Annotated in this window: 23 protein-coding genes; 10 read left to right on the forward strand and 13 right to left on the reverse strand. The window is 61.5% G+C overall.

Annotated features, from left to right (window positions below; all coding sequences use genetic code 11):
- Positions 1-6: 6 nt before the first annotated feature.
- A complete protein-coding gene (locus tag JHX88_RS16995) occupies positions 7-2,808 on the reverse strand; it encodes a [protein-PII] uridylyltransferase family protein (RefSeq protein WP_076524846.1) in 2,802 nt (933 codons plus the stop codon).
- A 189-nt stretch (positions 2,809-2,997) separates the two neighbouring features.
- Here JHX88_RS16995 and JHX88_RS17000 point away from each other — a divergent pair, with 189 nt between their 5' ends.
- From JHX88_RS17000 to ilvN, 3 genes are all read left to right on the forward strand, one after another.
- Positions 2,998-3,837 carry an arginyltransferase gene (locus JHX88_RS17000; protein ID WP_076524848.1) on the forward strand — a complete coding sequence of 280 codons (840 nt, stop codon included), beginning with the start codon at positions 2,998-3,000 and terminating at the stop codon, positions 3,835-3,837.
- 163 nt (positions 3,838-4,000) lie between these two features.
- On the forward strand, positions 4,001-5,755 hold the full coding sequence (locus JHX88_RS17005) for an acetolactate synthase 3 large subunit (protein WP_076524850.1): 1,755 nt from the start codon (positions 4,001-4,003) through the stop codon (positions 5,753-5,755).
- Between the two features lie 68 nt (positions 5,756-5,823).
- On the forward strand, positions 5,824-6,384 hold the full coding sequence (gene ilvN, locus JHX88_RS17010; protein WP_076524852.1) for an acetolactate synthase small subunit: 561 nt from the start codon (positions 5,824-5,826) through the stop codon (positions 6,382-6,384).
- Positions 6,385-7,022: 638 nt separating this feature from the next.
- Here the strand turns inward: ilvN and JHX88_RS17015 are convergent.
- Complete coding sequence (locus JHX88_RS17015; RefSeq protein WP_076524856.1) at positions 7,023-7,790, reverse strand: M48 family metalloprotease; 768 nt, start codon at positions 7,788-7,790, stop codon at positions 7,023-7,025.
- A 142-nt stretch (positions 7,791-7,932) separates the two neighbouring features.
- On the opposite strand from JHX88_RS17015, the gene JHX88_RS17020 reads away from it, so the two are divergent.
- Entirely contained in the window at positions 7,933-8,178 is a 246-nt protein-coding gene (locus JHX88_RS17020) for a hypothetical protein (RefSeq protein ID WP_076524858.1), read from the forward strand.
- On the opposite strand, the gene JHX88_RS17025 is transcribed toward JHX88_RS17020, so the two are convergent.
- On the reverse strand, positions 8,175-8,423 hold the full coding sequence (locus JHX88_RS17025) for a DUF167 domain-containing protein (RefSeq protein ID WP_076525017.1): 249 nt from the start codon (positions 8,421-8,423) through the stop codon (positions 8,175-8,177). The genes JHX88_RS17020 and JHX88_RS17025 overlap by 4 nt on opposite strands.
- Before the next feature lie 118 nt (positions 8,424-8,541).
- On the opposite strand from JHX88_RS17025, the gene JHX88_RS17030 reads away from it, so the two are divergent.
- Together JHX88_RS17030 and JHX88_RS17035 are read left to right on the forward strand one after the other, a co-directional pair.
- Positions 8,542-9,114: a nitroreductase family protein gene (locus tag JHX88_RS17030; RefSeq protein ID WP_076524860.1), complete on the forward strand. Its 573-nt coding sequence runs from the start codon at positions 8,542-8,544 to the stop codon at positions 9,112-9,114.
- Positions 9,111-9,827: an EI24 domain-containing protein gene (locus JHX88_RS17035; RefSeq protein WP_272848078.1), complete on the forward strand. Its 717-nt coding sequence runs from the start codon at positions 9,111-9,113 to the stop codon at positions 9,825-9,827. The genes JHX88_RS17030 and JHX88_RS17035 overlap by 4 nt, the downstream gene beginning before the upstream one ends.
- Here JHX88_RS17035 and JHX88_RS17040 read toward each other — a convergent pair.
- On the reverse strand, positions 9,781-10,053 hold the full coding sequence (locus JHX88_RS17040) for a DUF1467 family protein (protein WP_076524862.1): 273 nt from the start codon (positions 10,051-10,053) through the stop codon (positions 9,781-9,783). The genes JHX88_RS17035 and JHX88_RS17040 overlap by 47 nt on opposite strands.
- Positions 10,053-10,457: a methylmalonyl-CoA epimerase gene (mce, locus tag JHX88_RS17045; protein ID WP_076524864.1), complete on the reverse strand. Its 405-nt coding sequence runs from the start codon at positions 10,455-10,457 to the stop codon at positions 10,053-10,055. The genes JHX88_RS17040 and mce overlap by 1 nt, the downstream gene beginning before the upstream one ends.
- 183 nt (positions 10,458-10,640) lie before the next feature.
- Here mce and JHX88_RS17050 point away from each other — a divergent pair, with 183 nt between their 5' ends.
- Positions 10,641-11,318, forward strand: coding sequence for a response regulator (locus JHX88_RS17050; RefSeq protein ID WP_272848079.1), 678 nt, complete (start codon positions 10,641-10,643; stop codon positions 11,316-11,318).
- 29 nt (positions 11,319-11,347) lie between these two features.
- Here the strand turns inward: JHX88_RS17050 and JHX88_RS17055 are convergent, their stop codons facing one another.
- From JHX88_RS17055 to JHX88_RS17075, 5 genes are all read right to left on the reverse strand, one after another.
- Positions 11,348-12,049, reverse strand: a complete 702-nt coding sequence (locus JHX88_RS17055; protein ID WP_076524868.1) for a GNAT family N-acetyltransferase — start codon at positions 12,047-12,049, stop codon at positions 11,348-11,350.
- A gap of 14 nt (positions 12,050-12,063) precedes the next feature.
- Complete coding sequence (gene aspS, locus JHX88_RS17060) at positions 12,064-13,839, reverse strand: aspartate--tRNA ligase (RefSeq protein WP_076524870.1); 1,776 nt, start codon at positions 13,837-13,839, stop codon at positions 12,064-12,066.
- 61 nt (positions 13,840-13,900) lie between these two features.
- On the reverse strand, positions 13,901-14,560 hold the full coding sequence (locus JHX88_RS17065) for a CPBP family intramembrane glutamic endopeptidase (protein ID WP_076524872.1): 660 nt from the start codon (positions 14,558-14,560) through the stop codon (positions 13,901-13,903).
- Positions 14,533-15,321, reverse strand: coding sequence for a glycoside hydrolase family 25 protein (locus JHX88_RS17070; protein ID WP_076524874.1), 789 nt, complete (start codon positions 15,319-15,321; stop codon positions 14,533-14,535). The genes JHX88_RS17065 and JHX88_RS17070 overlap by 28 nt, the downstream gene beginning before the upstream one ends.
- 108 nt (positions 15,322-15,429) lie before the next feature.
- Positions 15,430-16,809 carry an FAD-binding oxidoreductase gene (locus JHX88_RS17075; RefSeq protein ID WP_076524876.1) on the reverse strand — a complete coding sequence of 460 codons (1,380 nt, stop codon included), beginning with the start codon at positions 16,807-16,809 and terminating at the stop codon, positions 15,430-15,432.
- 142 nt (positions 16,810-16,951) lie between these two features.
- Here JHX88_RS17075 and JHX88_RS17080 point away from each other — a divergent pair, with 142 nt between their 5' ends.
- The 3 genes from JHX88_RS17080 (at position 16,952) to JHX88_RS17090 (ending at position 20,452) form a co-directional block, all read left to right on the forward strand.
- Positions 16,952-17,845 carry a glycosyltransferase gene (locus tag JHX88_RS17080; RefSeq protein ID WP_141225794.1) on the forward strand — a complete coding sequence of 298 codons (894 nt, stop codon included), beginning with the start codon at positions 16,952-16,954 and terminating at the stop codon, positions 17,843-17,845.
- The gene (locus tag JHX88_RS17085; RefSeq protein WP_076524878.1) at positions 17,845-18,669 is read left to right on the forward strand and encodes an NAD-dependent epimerase/dehydratase family protein; all 825 of its coding nucleotides are present in this window, start codon (positions 17,845-17,847) and stop codon (positions 18,667-18,669) included. The genes JHX88_RS17080 and JHX88_RS17085 overlap by 1 nt, the downstream gene beginning before the upstream one ends.
- 148 nt (positions 18,670-18,817) lie before the next feature.
- Positions 18,818-20,452, forward strand: a complete 1,635-nt coding sequence (locus JHX88_RS17090; RefSeq protein ID WP_272848080.1) for a chloride channel protein — start codon at positions 18,818-18,820, stop codon at positions 20,450-20,452.
- 431 nt (positions 20,453-20,883) lie between these two features.
- On the opposite strand, the gene JHX88_RS17095 is transcribed toward JHX88_RS17090, so the two are convergent.
- The 3 genes from JHX88_RS17095 to JHX88_RS17105 are packed head-to-tail and all read right to left on the reverse strand — an operon-like array spanning position 20,884 to position 24,978.
- Positions 20,884-21,708: an inositol monophosphatase family protein gene (locus JHX88_RS17095; protein WP_076524882.1), complete on the reverse strand. Its 825-nt coding sequence runs from the start codon at positions 21,706-21,708 to the stop codon at positions 20,884-20,886.
- Between the two features lie 22 nt (positions 21,709-21,730).
- Entirely contained in the window at positions 21,731-22,786 is a 1,056-nt protein-coding gene (locus JHX88_RS17100) for an ABC transporter ATP-binding protein (RefSeq protein ID WP_076524884.1), read from the reverse strand.
- Entirely contained in the window at positions 22,783-24,978 is a 2,196-nt protein-coding gene (locus JHX88_RS17105) for an ABC transporter permease (protein WP_076524886.1), read from the reverse strand. Before JHX88_RS17105 ends, JHX88_RS17100 begins: the two co-directional genes overlap by 4 nt.
- Between the last annotated feature and the right edge of the window lie 16 nt (positions 24,979-24,994).

Genomic DNA, 24,994 nt, shown 5'->3' on the forward strand with positions numbered 1-24,994 from the left:
TGCATATCAACTGTCTGATCCCGCGTCATTCGGCAGTTCATCCGTGATCGTGCTGGCGGCCCGGGATGTGACATCCTTCAATCGCGCGGTGAGTTCTTCCGGATCGGCGCAATCACATTCCCGCAACAGGAATTCCTGCCCGCCCTGGCCGATCTCGTCGAAATTCATCGTTTTCTCGGTCAGCAAACGCACGGAGGCATGCAGGCGCCACAAGAAACGATGGACCGATGACAGCTGATCGGCAGACTCGCTTGCCATTACCCCCGAGCGACGGCCTGCCCGCAACTGGGCGACGGTGCCGCGCGCCGGATCTCCTGCCCGCAACGCGCAGGATTGCGCGATCAGGTCGATATCCTGCAACCGCCCGGGGCCGATTTTCGTCTCCCATGCCCCGCCCGAGGATTTGGCAGCGAAAATCCTTTCCCTCATCGTCGCAAGATCGGGCATGACGCGTGGCTCCTGTCCACGTTCCCGCAGAACCGAGAGACGCAGCGCCTCGACCTGCTCGGCCAACCCCGAAGCTTGCTCACCGGCCATTCCGACGATCCGGGCACGGGTCAGTGCCAGATGCTCCCATGTCCAGGCCTCGGTCATCTGGTAATTCTCGAAACTCTGTACCGATGTCGCCACCGGGCCCTGTCGCCCCGAGGGGCGCAACCGCATATCTACCTCGTAAAGGCGCCCCTCGGCGGTGGGGGCCGAGATCGCGGTGATCATCGCCTGTGTCAGTCGCGAATAATAGGGTCGGGGCGCCAACGGGCGCGGACCGTCGGAACCGTCGACGCCGTCAGCGTCGTAGATCACGATCAGATCGAGATCCGAACTCGCATGCAATTGCCGCGCACCCAATGAGCCCATGCCCAGAACCACCGCGCCCCGTCCCGGCGGTGGGCCATGACGGCTGGCGAAATCCGCAGCCGTCACCGGCATCATGGCCGCGATGCAGGCATCCGCCAGATCGGCATATTGCCCCCCGGCCTCATCCGCATCGATCAGTCCGCGCAGGTGATGCACGCCGATACGGAAATGCCATTCATGCGCCCATCGCCGGGCCGCATCCAGCGCTCGCTCGTAGCCACCGTCCGGAGAGGCCAGCGCCACCTGTAGCGCCTGTGTCAGCTCTTCGCGCAAGGCCTGCGCCCCCGGCCATGGCGCAAAGAAGCTTCCCCCGAGAACCGCGTCCAGAACCGCAGAATGACGTGCCAGATAGTTGGCCAATCCCGGTGCCGTACCACAGATATCGACGATCAGCTCGATCAGTTGCGGATTGGCATCGAATAACGAGAATAACTGCACCCCGGCAGGCAGCCCGGCGAGAAAGCTGTCGAACCGCACCAGGGCCTCGTCCATATGGCCCGAGCGAGCCATGCGCGACAGTAATTCGGGCTCGACACGTTTGAAAATCTCGCGCGCACGGTTCGAGCGTATCGCGGGATAGCTCGGCCATCGCGCGATGATCGCCTGCGCCTCTTCGGACAGCTCGGGCCGCTCGCGGCTGTCACCCGGCGCAAAGAAGGATTCGGTCAGCTCATGCACCCGCTCTAGCCGTGATTTCAGCCGGGCGATCCACCCCTCCACGTCGCTCTCGCCCATCATTGCCGCGACGATCGCCAGCCCGTCGCGATCCTTGGGCAGGCTGTGGGTCTGTGCGTCATTCACCATCTGGATACGATGCTCGATATCGCGATGTTCACGGTAATGCTCGGTCAGTTCCTGCGCAGCATCTTCCGGAATCCAGCCTTTCGCCGCCAAGGCCGCCAACCCGCCCACCGTATCGCGCGATCGCAGATCGGGATCGCGACCACCCGCAATCAACTGACGGGTCTGGGTGAAGAACTCGATCTCGCGGATCCCGCCCTGCCCCAGTTTCATGTTGTGGCCGGGAACGTCCAGCCGTCCGCCCAGTCCCTTGTGATCGCGGATGCGCAGCCGCATGTCATGGGCGTCCTGAATGGCAGCGAAGTCCAGATGCTTGCGCCAGACGAAAGGTCGCAGCTCTTGCAGGAAGCGCTCGCCTGCCGCGATATCGCCCGCTGCGGACCGGGCCTTGATGAAGGCGGCACGCTCCCATGTGCGTCCCTCCGCCTCGTAATATGCCAGCGCGGCAGAGGCCGAAATGCAGACCGGCGTCACCGACGCATCCGGACGCAGCCGCAGATCGGTGCGAAAGACATAGCCGTGCTCGTTCACATCCGACAATGTAGCCGCCATCTTGCGGGTAGCGCGGATCAGTGCGGCGCGGGCCTCGTGCTGGTCGTCATCGGCATAGGCCGCATCGTCATACAAGACGATCAGGTCGATATCCGAACTGTAATTCAGCTCTCGCGCGCCGCCCTTGCCCATGGCCAGGGCAAAAACGCCCCCCACATCCGCCTGTGTCTCGGGCAGCTTGCCGCGTCGGATTTCATGGGCGACATGCACCCGCAGCGCCAGATCAACGGCGCAATCAGCCAAATCGGACAATGCGCCGGTGACCTGCTCCAGCGTCCAAACCCCGCCCAGATCGGCCAGCGCGGCAAATAGCGCGACCCTGCGCTTCGCGCGGCGTAGCGCGGCCGCCAATTCGCCGGCATCGAGCGCCTCAAACCCGTCGGTTTCCCGCACCACCACGTCTTCATGCTGCAAGGCCTCGGGCAGCCATTCGGCCTCGCGTTCCAGCAGGCCGGCAAGATAGGGGCTGGTGCCCGCCACGCCTTCGATCAGTTCCTGCACGGAACGCGGCAGATCAGGGAACAATCCACGCACCGACTTTGCGCGGTTCCGATCCAGAGGCAATGGCTTGCGAGTGATACGGGCTGCGAAATCCATGTCGGTCACACTATCCAAAGCCCTCGCCTCGTCAACGCGCAAACATCGCGTCGATCATGCCTTTCGGCGCTTGGCCTGTCCGGGAAAGGTTGTTAGGCTTTGTCCTGTAACAGTATCCTGACGTTTTTTTTCGGTCCACACGCGCATGATTGGCACCTACACCCAAATTCACCATATCGGACAGGCTTGATGCGCCACAGTTTGCCACATGCACCCCAGTTCTATGTGACTGCTCCGCAGCCCTGCCCCTATCTGCATGGCCGGGCAGAACGGAAGCTGTTCACCGCTCTTCAGGGCGAAAACGCGGCTGAACTGAACAATGCGTTGTCGCGGCAGGGTTTCCGGCGTTCGCAGAATGTCCTTTACCGGCCGAGCTGTGAAAGCTGCATGGCCTGCATGTCGGCGCGGATACGGGTCGCTGATTTCAAACCTTCCCGAACGCAACGGCGGCTGTTGCGGCGCAACGCCGGTTTGAGCCGCGTGAACATGACCCCTTGGGCGACCGAAGAGCAATATGAGCTGTTCCGCAGCTATCTGGATTGCCGCCACGCCGATGGCGGCATGGCGGATATGGATGTGTTCGAATTCGCAGCAATGATCGAGGAAACACCGGTTCAGACCCGTATCATCGAATATCGCTGCGATGGGGCCGAACCCGAGAAGCTCGCAAAAGGCGACGATCATCTGGCGGCGGTTTGCCTGACCGATGTGCTGGATGACGGGCTGAGCCTTGTCTACAGCTTCTACGATCCCGCGCTGCAATCGGCGAGCCTTGGCACCTATATCATTCTCGATCATGTCGAGATCGCGCGCGCGAGCGGGCTCCCCTATGTCTATCTGGGTTACTGGGTGCCAGGCAGCCGCAAGATGGATTACAAGGCCCGCTTTTCGGCGCTCGAGATCTACAAGGGCGGTGTCTGGCAAACGCTCGGACGGGCAGAGGATCACTCCAACGAGGCGCATCCCCTGTCCATCGATCCCATCGTCGAGCAGGTTGCGCGTATCTCCTTACCGCAGTTCAATCGCTGAACAGCTACGCGACTCGCGAAAGAAAATTTCAATTTTGGGCCAAATAGCGTCATTTTAACCGTCGAATCCCATTGACCCTTCCCGGCCGCGACCATAATTTGCGCCGACGCGGCGGCGGGCCCTGCTCGTGCGCCGCGGGATTTTGTCAGATGGAGTAGAGAAGATGTCCCGAATCATGACGGGTGCGAGAATGGTCATCGAAGCGCTGCGCGATCAGGGCGTCGATACCGTATTCGGCTATCCGGGCGGGGCGGTACTACCCATTTACGACGAGCTTTTCCAACAGAACGACATTACCCACGTCCTGGTCCGTCACGAACAGGGCGCGGTGCATATGGCCGAGGGTTATGCCCGCTCGACCGGCAAGCCGGGGGTGGTCCTGGTCACATCGGGGCCAGGCGCGACCAATGCCGTCACCGGACTGACCGATGCGCTGATGGATTCGATCCCGCTGGTCGTCCTGTCGGGGCAGGTGCCGACCTTCCTGATCGGCACCGATGGTTTCCAGGAGGCCGACACGGTCGGCATTACCCGTCCCTGCACCAAGCACAACTGGCTGGTGAAGGACACGGCCAAGCTGTCGGAAACCATCCACAAGGCATTTCATGTCGCCACCTCGGGTCGTCCGGGGCCGGTGTTGATCGACATCCCCAAGGATGTCCAGTTTGCCGAGGACGCGTATCAAGGGCCGAAGCAGATCGATCCACCGCGCTATCAACCCGTGCGCAAGGGCGATGTCACGGCAATCACCCGGCTTGTCGAGTTGATCGAACAGGCCGAACGACCAATTCTTTATACCGGTGGCGGGGTCATCAACTCTGGTCCCGGCGCGAGCCAGTTGCTGCGCGAGCTGGCCGATGCGACGGGCATTCCGGTCACCTCGACTCTGATGGGACTGGGCGCCTATCCGGCCTCGGGCAAGAACTGGATCGGGATGCTGGGAATGCATGGTCTCTACGAGGCCAACCTGGCGATGCATGGCTGCGACCTGATGATCAATATCGGCGCACGATTCGACGACCGGATCACAGGCCGGATCGCCGAGTTCAGCCCCGGCTCGGTCAAGGCGCATATCGATATCGATCCTTCCAGCGTCAACAAGGTGATCCCTGTTGACATCCCCATCATCGGCGATGTCGGTCATGTGCTCGAGGATCTGCTGAAGATCTGGAAATCGCGGGGCCGCAAAGTGAATAGCGCCGCGCTTGGCAAATGGTGGGAACGGATCGAGGGCTGGAAAAGCAAGAACTGCCTGTTCTATCGCGGCAGCGACACGATCATCAAACCGCAATTCGCCCTGGAACGGCTGGAGGCGCTGACCAAGGGGCGCGACCGCTATGTCACCACCGAGGTCGGTCAACACCAGATGTGGGCCGCCCAATTCCTGCATTTTGACGAGCCGAACCGCTGGATGACCTCGGGCGGGCTCGGGACGATGGGCTATGGCCTGCCCGCCTCCATCGGCGTGCAGATGGCCCATCCGGATGCTCTGGTCGTCAATGTCGCCGGCGATGCGAGCTGGCTGATGAACATGCAGGAAATGGGGACCGCAGTGCAGTTCCGTCTGCCGGTCAAGCAGTTCATCCTGAACAACGAGCGGCTTGGCATGGTCCGGCAATGGCAACAATTGCTACATGGCGAGCGATATAGCCAAAGCTGGTCGGACAGCCTGCCCGATTTCATCAAGCTGGCTGAGGCCTTTGGCTGCAAGGGCGCACAGGTTCGGGACCCGAAGGATCTGGATGACGCGATCCAACAGATGATCGATTATGACGGACCCTTCATCCTTGATGTATTGGTCGAGAAACATGAAAATTGTTTCCCGATGATCCCCTCGGGCAAGCCGCATAACGAGATGCTGTTGGGCGAAGCCGAGACTCAAGGGGCGATTCAAGGTGCCGGAGCGGCCTTGGTCTGACCAGTTGCGGGCGGGGGCCAGCCCCCGCACCCCCGGGATATTTGCATGAAGAAGAACAGGGGCGAATCATGAATGCGTTGAACATCCAGAAGGGCGCGTCGAGTCATTCGGCCTATGATCTGCGCGATCCGAATGTACAGGTCGAGGAAAGCCACACCCTTGCAGTGCTGGTCGAAAACGAGCCGGGCGTACTGGCGCGCGTGATCGGGCTTTTTTCGGGGCGCGGCTATAATATCGACAGCCTGACCGTGGCCGAGGTCGATCATACCGGCCACCAATCGCGGATCACCCTGGTCACCAGCGGGACACCGGAAGTGATCGAGCAGATCAAGGCCCAGCTTGGACGGATCGTGCCGGTGCATGACGTGCATGACCTGACGGTCGAAGGGCCGTCGGTCGAGCGTGAGTTGGGCCTGTTCAAGGTCCATGGTCAGGGCGACAAGCGGGTCGAAGCCTTGCGCATTGCCGAGATCTTTCGGGCCAATGTCGTCGATTCGACACTCGAAAGCTTTGTCTTCGAACTCGTGGGAATGCCCTCGAAACTCGACGCCTTTGCCGATTTGATGCGTCCGCTTGGATTATCCGACCTGGCTCGGACCGGGGTCGCGGCATTGGCGCGGGGAATCTGAGGCCATTTCAGCGATGGCGTTTCCCGCTGCCGCTGAAAGCGCCGGGTTTTATCCGCAGCGTGTCTTGCAGGGCGGGCAGGTGTAGTCACACACTGGAAATGCAAGGCTCGTGCAATTGGGATTGTATGGGCATCTCAGCTCTTGCGGGATCGTTGTGCTTTTCTCCTGCGGAACATGTGACACGCGTCGGGCATGGCGCAAGGATCCAACAAGCTCATCCTCGAGCTCGACCAGATCCCCGAGTTTGGGCCAATAGGACGGATCTCGCAACTGCCCACGCCCTTGGAGATAGGCAAGGGACGCCTGTTCTTCGCACCAGATCACGGCGCGTTCACTCTCTTCCCTGTCCCAGATGACCACGCCGATCATTGGCATTCCTTCTTTTCTGCGTTTGCAGCCCTGACATGTGGGGCTGCTGGGGCACTTCTCGTGATCACGATAGCATTCCGGGTCTGAAATAGTTCTGAACGGAAATCGAACAACACCACAGTCGCACGCTCCTCGTACTGATCGCAGCACATAGGGGGTGAATCCCGCCGGCACAACCCAAAGATGAGCTGCTTCGGATTTTTTCACCTTAAAAATACCCCTACTCGACAATGCGATCGCAAAGGGTGGCAACACGCAAGGAGGCTTGTTCAGCGCGTCTTTCCGCTACGTACATCCGAGATCGCCCGCTCAACCTGCGCGAGCCTCGCTGCTCTGGGCGGGTGGCTCCCAAGCACTCGGTTCCCCGGATCGGGTAGGCGTTCGAAGAATCGGGCACCGTTCCTCGGATCAAAGCCCGCGTTCAGTGTTATGATCGCGCCCAGATAATCCGCCTGAAGTTCCCAATCCTTGGAATAGTAGTTCGCCCCAACCGAGGCCCCGATTTCCTGCGCCGTCGCAATAGCCGATTCGTTGCTGCCATAAATCGAGGCAATGCTTCCCAAGATCACTGCACCAGCTGTTGCCGCCCCAGCCTTGCGATCCAGATGGTTCAGGATGTGATGGCTGGCTTCATGCCCGACGACAAAGGCGATCTCATCCGCGTTGCGGGTCGCGGCAATCAGGGAAAGGGTGAAACCGATGATCGGGCGTCCATTGTCATCAATGGTCTGGAAAGCATTCGGCTCTAACCCCGGACGATCATCGACGACAAACTGGAAATCGCAGTTGATCGGCTGAGTGCGCCGCTGCAGGCATTCACGCTCGACCGCCGGTTCCATCCGGCGCATCACACCGACGAAGGTTCGGGCAGCCGCATCGGGAGAGTTGGTGTTCGTCGCCGGGGCGGACTGCGGCTGCGTCGCGGTTGGCCGGGGAGGCTCCTGCACTTCGGGCGGCAGCGGCGCACAGGCAGACAGGGCGATCAGCCCTGCCAGAACCACTGTAACAATCTGCGGTTTTCCCAAGCCTCTGCTCATCCCTACGTATTCCCTCGTCTCATTTGACGCGGTTGCCCCACCGCTTGATTGCCACTTTATCCCGACGCTACGCCCGTGCAAGCCCCGACCCTTGTTCACCCCATCGTTTCACGCGATTGTCGGGTGAACCAAGGAGGCCAAGATGTTCACCATCGAGCATGATTTCGACGCCACGGTCATAACCCTCATAGACGAGACAAAGCCGCATACCCGCCCGCTGAACGAGGATGTGGTGATCCTGACTTTCGATGACCGGGTGGTTGTCGAACAGATGAACCCCGATGGCGAAGAGGTCGCCCGAGTTACCTTCACGATGCATCAGCTCGCCGAATTACGCTTGGCGCTGAACCTGCCGGAGGGGAACTACCGAATAGAAAAAGAGGATTAATCCAGCCGAAAAACCTTATCGCGCGAAGCTGTACCCCGCAAAAGCGTCAACCGTGATTTTGCCACTCCCATCGATTTCGCAAGCAGTTTGACAACTGCGGCATTCGCCTTTCCGTCCTCGGGCGGGGCTGTCACATGCACACGGATCGCACCGTCATCAAGGCTGATCGCATTGCGCCGCGCCTTGGGCGTCACACGCAAGCGAATTTCAGCACCCTCACGGGCAAGATGGCTAAGATCGGTCATGCCGCTCAAAATGCCGTCCAAACCGTCCGCCTGCAATCCCTTGCCGCTTGCGCAGCCGCACGGGCTCTGGGAAAACCACCTGCGCTGCCCTATCTGTGGTCGGCCAAAGGAGATCTGCATGGAATATCGCAACGAAGCGGTGCTGGAATTTCTGGCAACCCGCCGCTCGCATCCACCAAAGTTGCTGACCCACCCCGCGCCTGATCGCGATCAGTTGTCGGATTTGCTGACATTGGCCGCCCGGGCACCCGATCACGGCAAGCTCGAGCCCTGGCGATTCGTCGTGCTTGGCCGCGCGACACTTGACCGGTTGCAGCCGATTCTGCGGCAGGAGGTTCTGGCGGAAGGACAGGATGTGGCGGCGGCAGAAAAAGCCGCTTCTACCTTCGCTTCCCCCGTGATCGTTGCAGTCATTTCCTCGCCCGTGGAGAGCGACAAGATCCCGCGATGGGAGCAGGTTCTGTCCGCCGGCGCGGTCTGCCTGGGTCTGGTGAATGCCGCGCTTGCCTCGGGCTGGGGAGCGGCGTGGCTGACGGGTTTTGCGGCGATCAACGAAAAGTTTGCGCGAACCCATCTGGGCCTGAAGGACAATGAACAGGTGGCCGGGCTGGTTCATATTGGCACGCGCGGCAATACGCCGCCTGAACGTCCCCGCCCTGACATCACCAAGAAGGCGAGCTGGCTGGAATGATTGTCGCAAAGGCATTGTTTCGCGCCTGGAGCGATTTGCTGCGACCGCGAATCCTCTCGCTGGTGCTGGCAGGGATCGGACTGACGATCCTGCTGTTCGTCGCCTTGCAGGCAGGGGCGTTCTGGCTGATCCGGCTATTCACCCCTGGTAGCTTCACCCTGCCCTGGATCGGTGCGATCGATATCGGCAACGCGCTGTCATGGAGTTCGCTGGCGCTGTTTCCCTTGATGGGCTTTTTCCTGATGGCCCCCGTTGCCGCGGGTTTCTGCGGCCTCTTTGCCGAGCGCGTGTCAGAGGCGGTCGAACGCATCCACTATCCCTCGGCCACGGGCCAGCCCATGGATTTCCTGGACGGGTTACTGGAAACGATGGTCCTGATGGCTGCCATTATCGGCGTAGCAATCCTGTCGCTGGCGCTGACACCCTTTCTGGGCCCCCTCGCACCGATCCTGTTTTATGGATTGAACGGCTGGTCACTGGGCAGGGAATTCTTTCAGATGGCCGCAAGACGGCATCTGCATGGGCTGCAAGCCACCGCATTGCGCAAAGAAAACAGTGGCAAGATCACGGTGGCAGGTGCGCTGATTGCGGTGCTTTTGACGGTACCGGTGGTGAATATAATAGGCCCGCTTCTGGCGGCTGCGGCCTTTACCCACCTCTTCCATCTTATCCGCGGAAGAACTGGTCAAAGCTCTCCAGTTCCTCGCGGCTGATCACGCCGCTGAGGATCACCCAGGCAATGGGAGCCCAGATCACCGCCGCGATCACCGTCGTCCAGATCAGCTTGCGCCCGATCACGAAATTCGCGGGGGCGCCCGCTGGCGTGCCGGGAACGATCTCTCCGGCATCGGCTTGCGACCTCTGACCGAACAGCACGACGATGAACAATGTCAGAAACCACAGCACGGTATATAGAACGATCCCACCGGTCAGATTCATCAGATTTGCTCCAACTCGATCAGGCAACCGTTGAAATCCTTGGGGTGCAGGAACAGCACCGGCTTGCCATGCGCGCCGATCTTTGGTTCGCCATTGCCAAGAACCCGCGCCCCCTCGGCCTTGAGTTTGTCACGCGCGGCAAGAATATCCTCAACCTCGTAACACATGTGATGAATGCCGCCCGATGGATTCTTCTCGAGAAATCCCTGGATCGGACTGTCATCGCCCAAGGGATAAAGCAGCTCGACCTTGGTATTCGGAAGCTCGATGAAAACGACGGTCACACCGTGATCGGGCTCGTCCTGCGGAGGGCGGACATTCGCTCCGAGCGTGTCTCGATATTGGGCCGCCGCCGCCTGCAGGTCGGGCACGGCGATGGCAACATGGTTCAGGCGTCCGATCATATCAACCTCCGTTTGCACGTATTTCTAGGCCTTGTACGGCCTGAGTAAAAGCAAAACCCGTTGTGATTAACCCGGCGTTAGCATCCCGGAAGCAAACTCTTCCTATCGTCAGAGAATCGCGGGGTAAAAGAAATGTTGTCAGAAGTCACGATGGATCCGGTCGCTCCTTTACCGATGCGGATAATGGCGCAGCCTGGACGCCCTCTCGCCGGATTGACGGTGTTTGCGGTCGAGGATTCGCGCTATTCGAGCGAGGCCATGCGGCTTCTCTGTATGCGATCAGGCGCGCGTATCCGGCGGGCGGACTGTCTTCGTTCGGCCATCCGGCATTTGCAGAGCTATCGTCCGGACGTAGCGATCATCGATCTCGGCCTGCCTGATGGCGACGGGACGGGATTGATCCGCAACCTGGCCAACGCCACCCCCCGGCTTCCGGTGATTCTCGGCATCTCCGGCGATCCGGAACTACGCGACGAGGCAATCGCGGCCGGGGCGGATGGTTTCCTGTCAAAACCTGTGGAAAACCTCGCGATGTTTCAGCAGGCGATCATGTCGGCCCTGCCCGCGAACCTGCGACACTGGAGCCCGACCCCAGTCCCCAATGACCTGATCATGCCCGACGGCACATCCTTGCGTGAAGATCTGACCCATGTAGCAGATATCCTCTCCACCGTCAGCGACACGTCTCGCATCGACTATATCGCCCGCTTTCTGGGAGGCGTGGCCCGCTCGGCGCATGACCAAACCCTGGAGGAGGCAGCCAACGCACTGGCCAAAGATCATCGGGCGGGGCGGGCAGTTGCGACCGAACTGGCGCGACTAAGCGCCATGGTGCAGGACAGGCTCACCCGAACCGCATAATATCGGAACCAACCGCCCGCCAGTTTGCTTCAGTCACCGCTGCGGCCGGGTAACGCCTGAGCGGTCAGCGAGGACAGGCTTTGACGCTGCAATCCTTCGGCATCGAAATTACCCGGTGCCAACCACTGCCGGTAAGCGGCGTCCAGGGCAGGCCATTCGCCGTCAATGATCGAGAACCACGCCGTATCCCGGTTACAGTCCTTCACGATCATATGCTGGCGGAACACACCCTCGAAACGGAACCCGAACCGCAGCGCTGCTCGGCGTGACGGGGCGTTCAGGGCGTTGCATTTCCATTCGACCCGGCGATACCCCGCTTCGAATGCCCACCGGATCATCGCCATCAGGGCAGCGCTGCCGATCCGGTTGCGCTGCAGAGCGGGGCTCAACATGATATTGCCGATCTCGATCACACCATTGGCAGGATCTATGCGCATGAAAGACGCCACGCCCATCGCCAACCCCGTCCGAGGATCGACAACGGCGTAGAAGCATGGATCAGAGGCTGCAGCCATCTGCGCCTGCCACTCACGATAGGCGTCAAGATCGGGAAACGGACCGATAGCCAGATAGTCCCAGACATGATCGGCACCCTGGACCGCCTCGAAAATCGGCTCGGCATGACGGCCGGGATCAAGCCGTTCAAGCCGCGCCCAGACCGCATCGATTTCCGGGTTGCCCGGCGCGGGCCGCGGCGTGAAACCCGAAATCGTCTTTCCTGCGCCGCTCATGCCATCCCTCTTATTCACTCGCTTGGAAGCACCCGAAGGCGCAATTCGCGCAACTGCTCATTCGTCGGCTCGCTCGGCGCGCCCATCATCAGGTCCTCGGCGCGCTGGTTCATCGGGAACATGATGACCTCACGGATATTCTGCTCATCCGCCAGCAACATCACGATCCGGTCGATCCCTGCCGCGCAGCCGCCATGCGGAGGCGCACCATAGCGGAAAGCCTTGACCATGCCGCCGAAACGGTTCTCGACCTCAGAGGCCGGATAGCCAGCCAGTTCAAACGCCTTGAACATGATCTCGGGCTTGTGGTTTCGGATCGCCCCGGAAACCAGTTCGTAGCCATTGCAGGCAAGGTCATATTGATAGCCCTTGACCTGCAGAGGATCGCCTTCCAGCGCCTCCATCCCGCCCTGCGGCATGCTGAACGGGTTGTGGCTGAAGTCGATCTTGCCCTCGTCGGTCTTCTCATACATCGGAAAATCGACGATCCATGCGAATTTGAACTGGTTCTCGTCGGTCAGCCCCAATTCACGGCCAATCTCGTTCCGGGCCCGGCCCGCCACCGCCTCGAAGGAATCGGGCTTGCCGCCGAGGAAGAACGCCGCATCACCTTCGGCCAATCCAAGCTGCTGCCGGATTGCCTCGGTACGTTCGGGACCGATATTTTTCGCAATCGGGCCGGCGGCCTCGGTCTGACCATCCTCTCCCTTGCGCCAGAAGATATAACCCATGCCCGGCAGACCCTCTCGCTGCGCGAAGGCATTCATGCGGTCGGCGAATTTACGGCTGCCGCCACCCGGTGCAGGAATGGCGCGGACCTCGGTGCCGTTCTGCTCCAGCAGTTTGGCGAAAATCGCAAATCCCGAACCGCGGAAATGGTCACTCACCACCTGCATCTCGATCGGGTTGCGCAGGTCGGGCTTGTCGCTGCCATATTTCAGCATCGCCTCGGCAAAGGGAATGCGCGGCCAGTCGGCATCGACCGGGCGACCGTTGCCGAATTCTTCGAACAGACCCTGAATGACCGGCTGAATGGCGGCGAAGACATCCTCTTGCTCGACGAAGGACATCTCGAGGTCGAGCTGGTAGAAGTCGGTCGGCGAACGGTCGGCGCGCGGATCTTCGTCGCGGAAACAGGGGGCGATCTGGAAATACTTGTCGAAGCCGGCAACCATGATCAGCTGCTTGAACTGCTGCGGAGCCTGCGGCAGCGCATAGAACCTGCCCGGATGCAGACGCGAGGGCACCAGGAAGTCCCGCGCGCCTTCAGGACTGGACGCGGTGATGATCGGGGTCTGGAATTCATTGAAATCCTGGTCCCACATGCGATTGCGCAAGCTGCGGATCACCTTTGAGCGCAGCATGATATTCTCATGCAAGCTGTCGCGGCGCAGGTCCAGGAACCGATAGGCGAGGCGGGTTTCCTCTGGATAATCCTGATCGCCGAAGACCGGCAGCGGCAATTCCTCGGCAGGACCTAGTACCTCGAGTTCCGCCGCATAAACTTCGATCTCGCCAGTGGGCAGCTTGGGGTTGACCAGTGACGCGTCACGCAGCTTCACCTTGCCATCGATGCGGATGACGGTTTCGGACCGCAACCGCTCCATCGCGGCGAAGGCGGGGCTGTCACTGTCGGCCAGCACCTGTGTCATACCGTAATGGTCGCGCAGATCGACGAAGAGGACACCCCCATGATCGCGAACGCGGTGCACCCAACCCGACAGGCGGACGGTTTCCCCGGCATTGGCGGCAGTCAGATCGCCGCAGTTATGGCTGCGATAGGCGTGCATGATCGGTCCTCAGGTTGTTCAGCACCCGCATGAACCTTTTGGCGGCGGGGAAGTCAACCGTTCAGAAGGGCCGGACCACGTTGCCGGACCAGAAATAATAGCCCATTCCGACCGCGAAGAGGATATTTCCGGCCACCGCATGCAATATCCAGGCTGCGGGAAAGCCATGACGGAGATAGGCGCGGGCAAATACCCAACCGCCGATGAATGTCATCGCAGCCACCACCCAGGACCAGTACATCAGGTGCGCAAAGGAAAATATGAGTGCATTGATCGCGATTGCGCCCTTACCCTCGGGCAATAGCGAGCCGTAGCGATGAAAGAACAGCGGGCGAAAGATTAGTTCTTGCGGCAGCGCCGAGAGGATCGGGTAGAAACACCAGATCACGATCAGGAATTCCGGGTTCGTCCGCAAGATTGCGAACAATGCCTCGGGGCGGGCCAGTGACAGGATCGCGATGCCTGAGATCGCGGTTGCAAGGGCAATGCCCAGAACCTCCCACCACGGGATACGCCGACCGCGTGCAAGATTGCGCCAGCGAAAGCCGCCCGTCCTCCAGAGCAAAAGCATCCCTGCGACGCTGAAGACGAACAGGGCGGTAAACATCCGCTGTGGAGGCAGGAACAGCGCAATCGCCAGCGGCGCCCCGATATAGAGCGCCGCAAATTCGGCCATCAGCCGTAGGCGCGGTCTTACCGCGTCAGACGTGTCTGCAACCATCGTGACCAATCCGAAGCAGAGCCTGCAAAGGCGTTCAGATCCACATTCCCGTCAATTCCGGGAACGATTCCCGTACCAGTATACTGCCAGAAAGCCCAACGCTGGCCCCGATAGATATTGCGCGGATGATCGGCGACCGAACGCAACCAGAATTCGGCCCTCAAATCGCCCAGATTATTATCTCGGTAAAAGTCGACGGTGGTGTAGACGATCGGCCGCTGCCCATAGTGACGCCCGACGATATCCAGGAAGATCGACGCCTCGCGCTTGACCTCGGATGCCGGGGGACGGCGCGGGCAGGTCTTGGAGTGGGTCCATTCGATATCCAGCACCGGCGGCAGCGAACCACGCTCTCGCGGGACATTGCGGATGAACCAGCGCGCTTGTTCAGCCCCGCTGCGGCAGAAATAATAATAGTGATAGGCGCCGCGTGGAATCCTCGCACCGGCGGCCTCGCGCCAATAACGGTTGAAATTGGGATCGAGATGGTCGCCGCCTTCGGTCGATTTGATGAAGGCAAAGCTGATCCCCGCGCCACGCACGCGCCGCCAGTCGATATCACCCTGCCAGCGGGAGATGTCGATGCCATGCACCTGATGATTGTAAGGATGTCCGCTACCCCAGTCATGCGGCGCGCTGTCACCCAGCTGCGGATTGGCCCCCGGCCCCCGCGCGCCATATCCGCCACCTGACGGCGACCGCGAACAGGCCACTGCCAATACCAGCATGAGACCTAAAAGTACCTTGGTAAAATGGCGCATTGCTGCCCTCGCTCCTGCCTCTGTTACCACGCCGCGTTTGCCGCGACTTTTGCCTGTTATCGCAAACCCGTGAGATAAAGTCACCGGGCCGTGACGGTCACGAAAGCGTCAGTTACGATCCGGGACCAGTTTCCCGGGATTCAGAATGTTATCAGGATCGAGCGCTGTCTTGATTGCTCCCATCACCTGCCAGCCCTCGCCATGTTCAGCCGCCATAAGCGGGCGCTTGCCGATGCCGATACCATGCTCGCCGGTGATCGTGCCCCCGACTGCCAATGCGCGCTCGGCCATGCGGGTGGCGATGCGCTTGGCTGCGGCAAGCTCCACCTCATTGCCCGGCTCGACCAGCAGTTGCGAATGGAAATTACCATCCCCGACATGGCCGACAATCGGCCCGATCAACCCGGCCTCGCGGATATCCTCGGCTGCGGCACTGACTGCGGCGGGCAGATGCGACATCGGCACACAGACATCGGTGACAACGCCGGTTGCACCGGGCCGCAGGGCCAGGCAGGCGTGATATGCCCCGTGCCGCATACGCCATAACCGGGTGCGGTCCTCGGGCGAGGTGGCCCAGTCAAAGCCCTGCGCTCCGAATTCGCGGGCCAGTTCGCCGAAACGCTCGGCATCTTCGCGCACGGACGAGGGCGAGCCGTGGAACTCCACCATCAGATGCGGGGTCTCGGGCAGAGTTGTGCCAGCGTAAAGATTGAAGGCCCGGGCAGCGGCGGCATCCACGAACTCGATCCGCGCCATCGGAATTCCCGACTGGATCGTCGCACTGACGCATTCGACCGCATGTTCCAGGCTATCGAAGGCGCAGACTGCCGCGGCCACGTCCTCGGGCTGGCCATGCAGGCGCAGGGTCAGTTCGGTGATGATGCCAAGGGTTCCTTCCGAGCCCACGAACAGCCCGGTCAGGTCATATCCCGCGCTGGATTTTGCCGCCCTTGTTCCGGTCCGGATGATGCGCCCATCCGCCAGCACGACCTGCAACCCCAGCACATTGTCCCGCATGGTTCCATAGCGCACTGCAGTCGTGCCGCTGGCACGGGTCGCCGCCATGCCGCCAAGGCTGGCATTGGCACCCGGATCGACCGGAAAGAACAGGCCCGTCGCCCGCAATTCGGTATTCAGCGCCTCGCGCGTGACACCGGGTTGGACGCTGACCTGCATATCCTCGGCCCGCGTCTCGACGACATTGTCCATCCGGGTCAGGTCGATCGTGACACCGCCGCGCGTCGCCAGCGCGTGCCCTTCCAGAGACGTCCCCATGCCCCACGGGACCACCGGTACGCCCGCATCCGCGCAGCCCCGGACGATTTGGGACACTTCTTCCGCGCTCTCAGGCCAGACGACCGCATCGGGAGGTGGCGCGCGATGGAAGCTCGCCGATTCCGCGTGGTGATCGCGATCGGCGGCGCCCTGCGACAGGCGCGAGCCCAAGAGCGATTCCAGCTTCTGGACGAGGTCAGGTGGTAATGTCATCGGCAATCCTCCGCTTGTCGCCGGGAGGTTAGCCTTATGATGAAACTTGGCAAACCCCCATATGTTCTGTCATCTACTGGTCATGGAATTGCCATAGCATGGCGCTCGCATTTGCAGGATCAAAGGCAGGACGCAGTTCTACATGGATACCACCCGCATCTCTTCTTTTCGCCCGACCAGCCTGCAAAATGCAAGCCGGACACTGCCCGAGGGCCTGGTTGCAGAGACGCCACGGCAATCCGATCATGCCTATGTGACATTGGTCAGCAATCCCGATTACCTGCCGGGAGCCGAGGCCTTGCTGCGATCCCTGCGGCTGACCGGAACAAAGGCCGATCTGGTGGTAATGCATCGTGGCCTTTCCCCAGCGCATCTGGCGCGGCTGAGGGTTCATGGGGCACGGCTGATCGCCGCCGAATTGCTGCCGACATCCCACAGCTTCGATGCCACGCATGCCCGCGATGCCCTGCACAAGCGTGCCGCCTTCACCCGTGGCGGCAAGCCCGATTTTCACACCCCGCTGGACAATTTCGTCAAGCTGCGCCTGTGGCAGCTTGATTACGAGCGTTGCGTCTTCATTGATGCCGACGCCGTGGTCCTTCGCCCGGTGGACAAGCTCTTCGAACTGCCGGAGTTCTGCGCCGCACCCAATGTCTATGACGGACTGGACGGGTTTCACAGGATGAATTCCGGCGTGTTCACCGCCCATCCGGATATCCGCTCCTATCGTGACATGCTGGCGCGGCTGGACCAGCCCGGAGTCTTCTGGCGCAGGACCGACCAGACTTTCCTGCAGGACTACTTCCCCGACTGGCACGGGCTGTCGATTCATCACAACATGCTGCAATATGTCTGGTTCAACATGCCCGAGCTGTGGAGCTGGGACGATATTCGCATCCTCCATTTCCAATATGAAAAGCCGTGGCAGGATCACGACAAAGTGCATTTGCTGCGTCCCCTGATCGATCTGTGGCGCGCAATCGCCTCTGGCCAGCCTATGCCGGATCTTTCCGCCCAGGCCCGCCCTGCCGCCTGATGCGGATCGTGCTGACCGGAGCAAGCGGAGTAGTCGGCGGCTTCGCATTGCACGCCGCGCGTGCTGCCGGGCATGATGTCACCATTCTGGACCGTCGCAACGGCTATACCCTTGGCGATACGCCCGACCTGTCGGGGCATCATGCCCTGATCCATTGCGCCTTCTCGCATCAGCCCGGTCGCTATCGCGGCGGCGAAGGCGACGATCCCGAAGGTTTTCGCCGGACGAATCTGGAAGGCTCGATCCGGTTATTCGATGCGGCCGCGGATTCGGGTGTAAAGCGCATCCTGTTCCTGTCCTCCCGCGCCGTTTATGACGGCCATCCCCCGGATATCGAGTTGACCGATGACCTGCCCGCATCTCCGGCGAATCTCTATGGTGAGGTCAAGGCGCGGGCCGAAGATCATATGCACAGCCTCGATCTGCACGGTACGGCCATCCGTGCAACCGGCATCTATGGTCCTGGTCCCGCGCATAAATGGCGCGAACTGTTCACGGATTACCTGACCGGAAAGACAATCGCCCCACGCGTCAGCACAGAGCTGCATGGCGACGATCTCGCTCACGCAATGCTGCTCTTGCTGGATCAGGACGCGCCACCACCAAGCGTGAATGCCAGTGACCTGATACTCGACCGTCATGATCTGCTGGCCGAGGTCCAGCGCCTGACCGGCAGCGACTCTCCCCTGCCCCCTCGAGCGGATGCCAACGCGCTGCGAGTGATGCGATGCGACAGGCTTGCCGCGATAGGCTGGCGTCCCGGAGGCATCGGCATGCTCCGCGCCAGTCTGCCCGCAATGCTGGACCCGGCCCCGCATTTGTGATTCGCTGTCCCGACAGGGGCAGATCGGCTAAACAGCAATGGATAACGGGCCTTCCGACAGAAACGGCAGCGAGAAACGGCGTCGCCCGGCGTGGTGGAAACTGAATTGGCGCTATTTTCATGGCCGCTGCAGCCGGGCCACCCGAATCATGCGCGAACGCGGCCCAAGCCAGGTGCAATTCTGGCTTCTGGCACTGCTGATCGGCATCGGCGCGGGGTTTGCCGCCTTGGGTTTCCGACTTGGGATCGGCGCGCTGCAACGGCGGATCTATGGCGCCGACGATCTGACCCTGGCGACCATGGCCGAGCGGCTCCCCTGGTACTGGGTGCTGATCGTGCCGGTCATCGGCGGGTTGATCGTCGGGCTGATACTGGACCGCTTTACCCCCGACGGGCGCGTCCGCGCCGTGGCCGATGTCATCGAAGGCGCGGCGCTGGAAGGGGGGCGGGTCGAAACGCGCGAGGGGCTTGCCTCGGCGGCGGCCTCCTTGATCACCCTCGGAACGGGCGGAAGTTCGGGCCGCGAAGGACCGGTCGTGCATCTGGCAGGGGTCGTCTCGACCGCGGTCGCCCGCCGCATCAAGGCGAGCCCAATGACCGGGCGCGATCTGCTCGGCTGCGCGGTCGCGGGCGCGGTCGCCGCCAGCTTCAACGCCCCCATCGCCGGGGCGCTCTTCGCGCATGAGGTCGTGCTGCGTCATTTCGCCTTGCACGCCTTTGCCCCCATCGCCATATCCGCCGTGGCGGGAACCGTGATCAACCGCCTGCAATTCGGCGGACTGACCGAATTCGACCTCCAGCAAGAGATCGACCTTGCCTTCTATGTCGAACTGCCCGCATTCATGTTGCTGGGGCTTGTCTCGGCACTGGTGGCGGCAGCGATGATGAAGGCAATCTTCCGGGCCGAGAAGATCGGAGACCGGGTCATGGGCCGGATCGGCTGGCCCCGCTGGTCACGCCCGGCCATCGCCGGATTGTTACTGGGTCTGATCGCCATCCCGTTCCCCCATATCATCGGGGTCGGCTATGAAACGACCGCGGCGGCGCTAGCCGGGCATATCGGATTGCTGGCCGCGATCAGTTTCGCCGTGGTCAAGGCCATTGCCGTGGCAATCACCTTCGGCGGTCGCATGGGCGGCGGCATATTCTCACCTGCGCTGGTCATGGGATCGCTGACGGGCCTGGCTTTCGGCATCATCGCGACATCGCTGCTGCCTGACATCTCCGGATCGGTCAATCTCTATGCCTTCGCAGGCATGGGCGCGGTCGGAGCCGCAGTCCTGGGGGCGCCAATCTCGACTGCCCTGATCGTGTTCGAAATGACCGGAGACTGGCAGACAGGCATTGCCGTGATGACCGCCGTCTCGCTCAGTTCCGCATTGGCGTCACGGCTGGTTCACCGGTCCTTCTTCCTGACACAGCTTGAAAATCGCGGTGTCCATGTTGCCGAGGGGCCGCAAGTCTGGCTGCCGCACAAGATGCGGATCACCGCCATCCGGCGCCCGTTGGACGCCGAGAACGCCCCTTCGCCCGACTTGGTCCGCAACCTGCTGGCTGCCGGTCAGGCCCTGACCGAGGGAACCCGGCTCGACGAGGCGCTGCGCGAATTCGATCGAACCGGTGCCGCATTCCTGCCGGTAATCCGCCCTCCGGAACCTTCGGAAACCGAGGAAGAGGCAAGCGATCTCCCCGATCCCGAGATCATCGGCGTCGTGTATCATATTGACGCCCTGCGCGCGCTGAACCAGGCATTGGCCGAAACCGCCGCTGAGGAACACAGCTAAAGCGCTATCCTCGAAACCTGAATCGGGGGATTCCCGAACGAGGGGTTTCATGCTTTCATTCTTTCGGGAGCACGAATGGCGATGCTTTCGCCGCCTGCATCCGCAACGTGCTGGTGCCGGAACTCGCGCCCCGCACCGTTGTCATGCTCGACAACCTTGCCGCCCACCGTAATGTCGGGGCGGCGTGGACAGCTCTACCCAGGTCTTCGATGCCATCTCCGAAGTTTGCGACATGTTCTCGTCGCAACAATGCCGGAATTACTTCAAGACTGCTCGATATGTCGCAGGTTGAAGGCAAATGCTTTCGTCGCCTGGTATGCGATGGAAACGCAAGGAGCTGCTTGCCTGACACTTACTTTCGAGTTCGACCTCACCTCATGGAGTTAAAAAATCCACTTGGCCGGACCTACAATCAATGAGCGATACGTCCTTCAGAGGCAGTCCTGGTTTTCCCAATCCCGCGCCTCGAAGCGGGTCAGTGCCGCGAGCCGCTGGTAATCCGCAACCGTCGTGCCCATGACGCCGAAGGGCGCCCCCTGCAGTGCCATAGGCGGGATGGGCAGCACCTTGCCGCCTGCAGCCTCGATCAGAGCATAGGCGGCGAGGCAATCCCAAAGGCTCATCCGGGGTTCGCAATAGCCGACCAGCCGACCTGCGGCGACATAAGCCAGCATCAGCGCACCAGAGCCGTACCGCACCCAGGCTATCCCCTCGGCGGCCAATTCACCGTGAAGCTGCCCGAGACGAGCAGGCGGCACCCGGTCGTTGCCGCCCAGGCCGAGAAGACCCGAGGACAAGTCGAAACGTCGCGTAACCTGGATCGGCTGTCCGTTCAGCGATGCGCCATTTCCACGCGCGCCGAGGAACATCTCGCCAAGGACCGGGGCGAAGATGGCACCAAGCAGTGGCCCTTTATCATCCATCAGACCAATGGAAACGCACCAGCCCGGCAGGCCATTCAGGAAGGGAGCAGTTCCGTCGATGGGATCGACCACCCATGTCAGCCCGCTCTCTCCGGTTAGGTGGCCATATTCCTCCCCCAGCATCGCGTCAGCGGGAAAGGCGGATTGCAGTTCTTCGCGGATCAGGGTTTCGACCTCGCGATCGGCGATCGAGACCATGTCGGTCAGGCTGCGCTTGGTTTCGATGGCAAGGCTGTCGCGACTGCGGAAATGGTCGCATGCGCGAGCCCCTGCCAGCCGCGCAATGGTTTCGGTTTGCGCCAACCGGGCTGTCAGATCAATGTCGGTCGTCATCTTGCGGTGTCCTCTTCCAGCTTCATGCGATCAGCGCCGCTCCGCTGCCATGGAATCGTAGCCGCACCGATGTGCCGGGTGAAAACGCGTCGGTGCTGCTGCCATCGATGACGAAAAGACGACCAGCAGGGCCCTCGATCTCGTATTCGATATGATCGCCCAGATAGGCGGCGCTGACGACGCGGCCCTCAATGCCCGAGCCGCCGAGATTGACGGTAAAGGCATTGGGGCGGACGGCCAGCCGGGCGGGGCCAGGGAGGATACCGCGGGCGGGAAGGGTCAACTCTTCGTCGCCCACCCAGATACGTGCCTGCCCTTCGGCCAGATCCCGAACCTCGCAATCGATGACATTCGCCTCGCCGATGAAATCCGCGATGAATTCCGAAGCCGGGGCCTCGTAAAGTTCCCGCGGACTGCCTGACTGGGCAATTTCTCCGTCCTTCATGACTACGATGCGATCCGAGACGGCAAGCGCTTCGTCCTGATCATGGGTGACGTAAACCGCTGTAAAACCCAATCTTTGCTGAAGCTCGCGGATCTCCGTGCGAACGCGGCGGCGCAGCCGGGCGTCCAGATTGGACAGCGGCTCGTCCAGCAAAAGAACTTGCGGTTCCAGAACCAGTGCGCGGGCCACAGCAACCCGCTGTTGTTGTCCACCGGAAAGCTCCGAGGGCAGTCGGTCGCCAAGACCGGTGAGACCGACCAGGTCCAGCCCGGCATTTCCCGCATCGTGCGCCTCGGCAGGTTTCATCCCGCCCGATTCCAGCCCATAGGCGATATTCTCGGCCACGGTCATATGCGGAAACAGCGCATAGCTTTGGAACACCATCGTGACATCACGGCGATTGGGCGGCATGCGCGTCACATCCTGCCCGCCGATCAGAACCGAACCCTTCGTCGGCGTCTCCAGTCCAGCGAGCATTCGCAGGGTCGTGGTCTTACCGCAGCCGGACGGACCAAGAAGTGTCACGAGTTCGCCGGGCTCGATCCGCAGATCGAGTTCGGGGATGGCGGTAAAGCCGCCGTAATCCTTGCGCACGGACCGGAACTCGACCGCACCTCTTTCGGGATTGTTCACGCTGCTGCCTCCTTGGAGACGGGGAGACTCGGCCTGCGGCGCAGGCGGCGATCTCCGACCAGAAGTTGAAAGCCGCCGATCACGGTGATCATCACCAGGATCAGGACCGAGGAATAGGCGATGGCCACCCCGTATTGGCCATTCTCGACCAGCCCGACGATATAGGCGGTCGCCATGTTGTACTTGGCCGAGACAAGGAAGATCACCGCCGAGATCGAGGTGATGGCGCGCACGAAGCTGTAGACAAGTGCCGCCATGATCGCCGGGCGCAGAAGCGGCAAGATCACCCGTCTCAGCGTGCGACCGGAATTCGCGCCAAGGATCAGCGAGGCCTCGTCTAGACTCCCGTCAAGCTGGGCCATCGCGGCAACGCTGCCACGCACGCCGACCGGCATGTTGCGGAACACGAAACAGGCAACCAGGATCAGCGCGGTGCCGGTCATCTGGATCGGCGGCAAGTTGAAGGCCATGATATAGCTGATCCCGATAACCGTGCCGGGAATGGCGAAGCTCATCATCAGGACGAACTCGAAAACGGCCTTGCCGGGAAAGCGCTGGCGCGAGATCAGCCAGCCTGTCAACAGCCCGACTATTGCCGTCAGCGGTGCCGCGATCAATGCGATCAGCATGGTGGTCCAGAAGCTGTTCCATGCCACGCCCGACCAGCGGAAACCACCTTCGAAACTGACCCCGAAGGCGCGGATGTAGTGATCCAGCGTCAGCGTGTGATCCAGCCCCCACAGCTTGAAGAAACCGCCAAACAGGATCATCGCGTAGACGATCACGGTAAACAGGCTCCAGAGCGCCACGATGCCGATCACCGGAAAGGCGACGCGCGCCGGCAAGAGCGCATGTGCGCCGCCATCGCCTTTCCCGCCGACGGTCGCGAAGTTGCGACCGCTCAGCCAAAGCCGCTGCGCCAGAAAGGCCGACAATGTGAAGAACAGCAGGACCGCGGCCAGCACGGCGGCACGAGACGGATCGTTCTGGGCACCGACCACCGAGAAGAAGATCTCGGTCGACAGCACGCCACCCGAACCGCCCAACACCAGCGGGTTGCCGAAATCGGCCATGCTTTCGATGAAACCGATCAGAAAGGCATTGGCCAGTCCCGGTGCCATCAGGGGCAGTGAGACCTTGCGGAATGTCCGCCAGCGTCCGGCTCGCAGGGTTTGCGAGGCTTCCTCCATCGAAGGGCTCACCCCCTCGACCACTCCGATCAGGACAAGGAAGGAGATCGGCGTAAAGCTGAGAACCTGGGCCAGCCAGATCCCCGCGAGGCCGTAGAGCCACCGGCCCAGCTCCCATCCGGTCGCCGCTTCGATCAACTGCGTCAGCGTACCCGACCGGCCCAACAGCATGGTCAGCGCAAGGCCGACCACGAAAGGAGGCGTGATGATCGGCAGGATCGTCAGCAGGCGGAGACTTTTCTTGAAAGGAAAGCGGGTGCGCGTCGCCACCAATGCGAAGGCCAGCCCCAGCAAGGTCGTGGCGCTGGCCGTACAGATCGCCAGGAAAAGCGTCCGCCACGCAACTCCGCATCGCCCGCCGGTCAGGCAGGAGAGGCTCCAGATCTTCGGATCATCGATATTGCGTAGCACGCCCTCGGTCGTGAAAGAGCCGTCGAAATCCTGGAAGGCGCCGGTGAAGATCGACAGGATCGGGTAAAAGACGAAGACCGTGACCAGCAGGATCAGAACGGCGATCGAGGTCAGCACGAATGCGTCGCCCTTCAACACGCCCCGCTCGGCGGCTCCAAACGAGATCAGGCAGGTGAAAACAAGCCCCAGAACAACCGCACCCGCGCCGAAAGCGGGCTGACCGGCAATCTCGCCAAAGAGCCCCTCTAGCAGGCCCCAGTTCCAGCCCCGCATGCCGGAGGCGAGACCCTCGGCACTCAGCCAGATCAGGCCGATCACACCTATTCGGATCAGCCAGCGCCCTCGATGCGGCCCTGAGGGCATCGAAAAGCGCAACGCTGCCGCCACCACGACCAGCAACAGGACGGGCCAAAGCTGCCAGCGACCCGTGGCGGCCTGATAGGCGCCGGGCCACAGGTCGGGCTTGGTGAAGATATCGCCAAGCCAGTCGAAACCGAAGAAACCGCCTCGGATCTTGTACCAGGGCAGAACCAGCAACGACAGAAACGCCATCGCAAGGGTCCGGTCCAGCCGCCTGTCGTCAGCATTCATCCGAGGTCATCCATTC

It is taken from the genome of Paracoccus saliphilus (assembly GCF_028553805.1).
Lineage (GTDB): Bacteria > Pseudomonadota > Alphaproteobacteria > Rhodobacterales > Rhodobacteraceae > Paracoccus > Paracoccus saliphilus.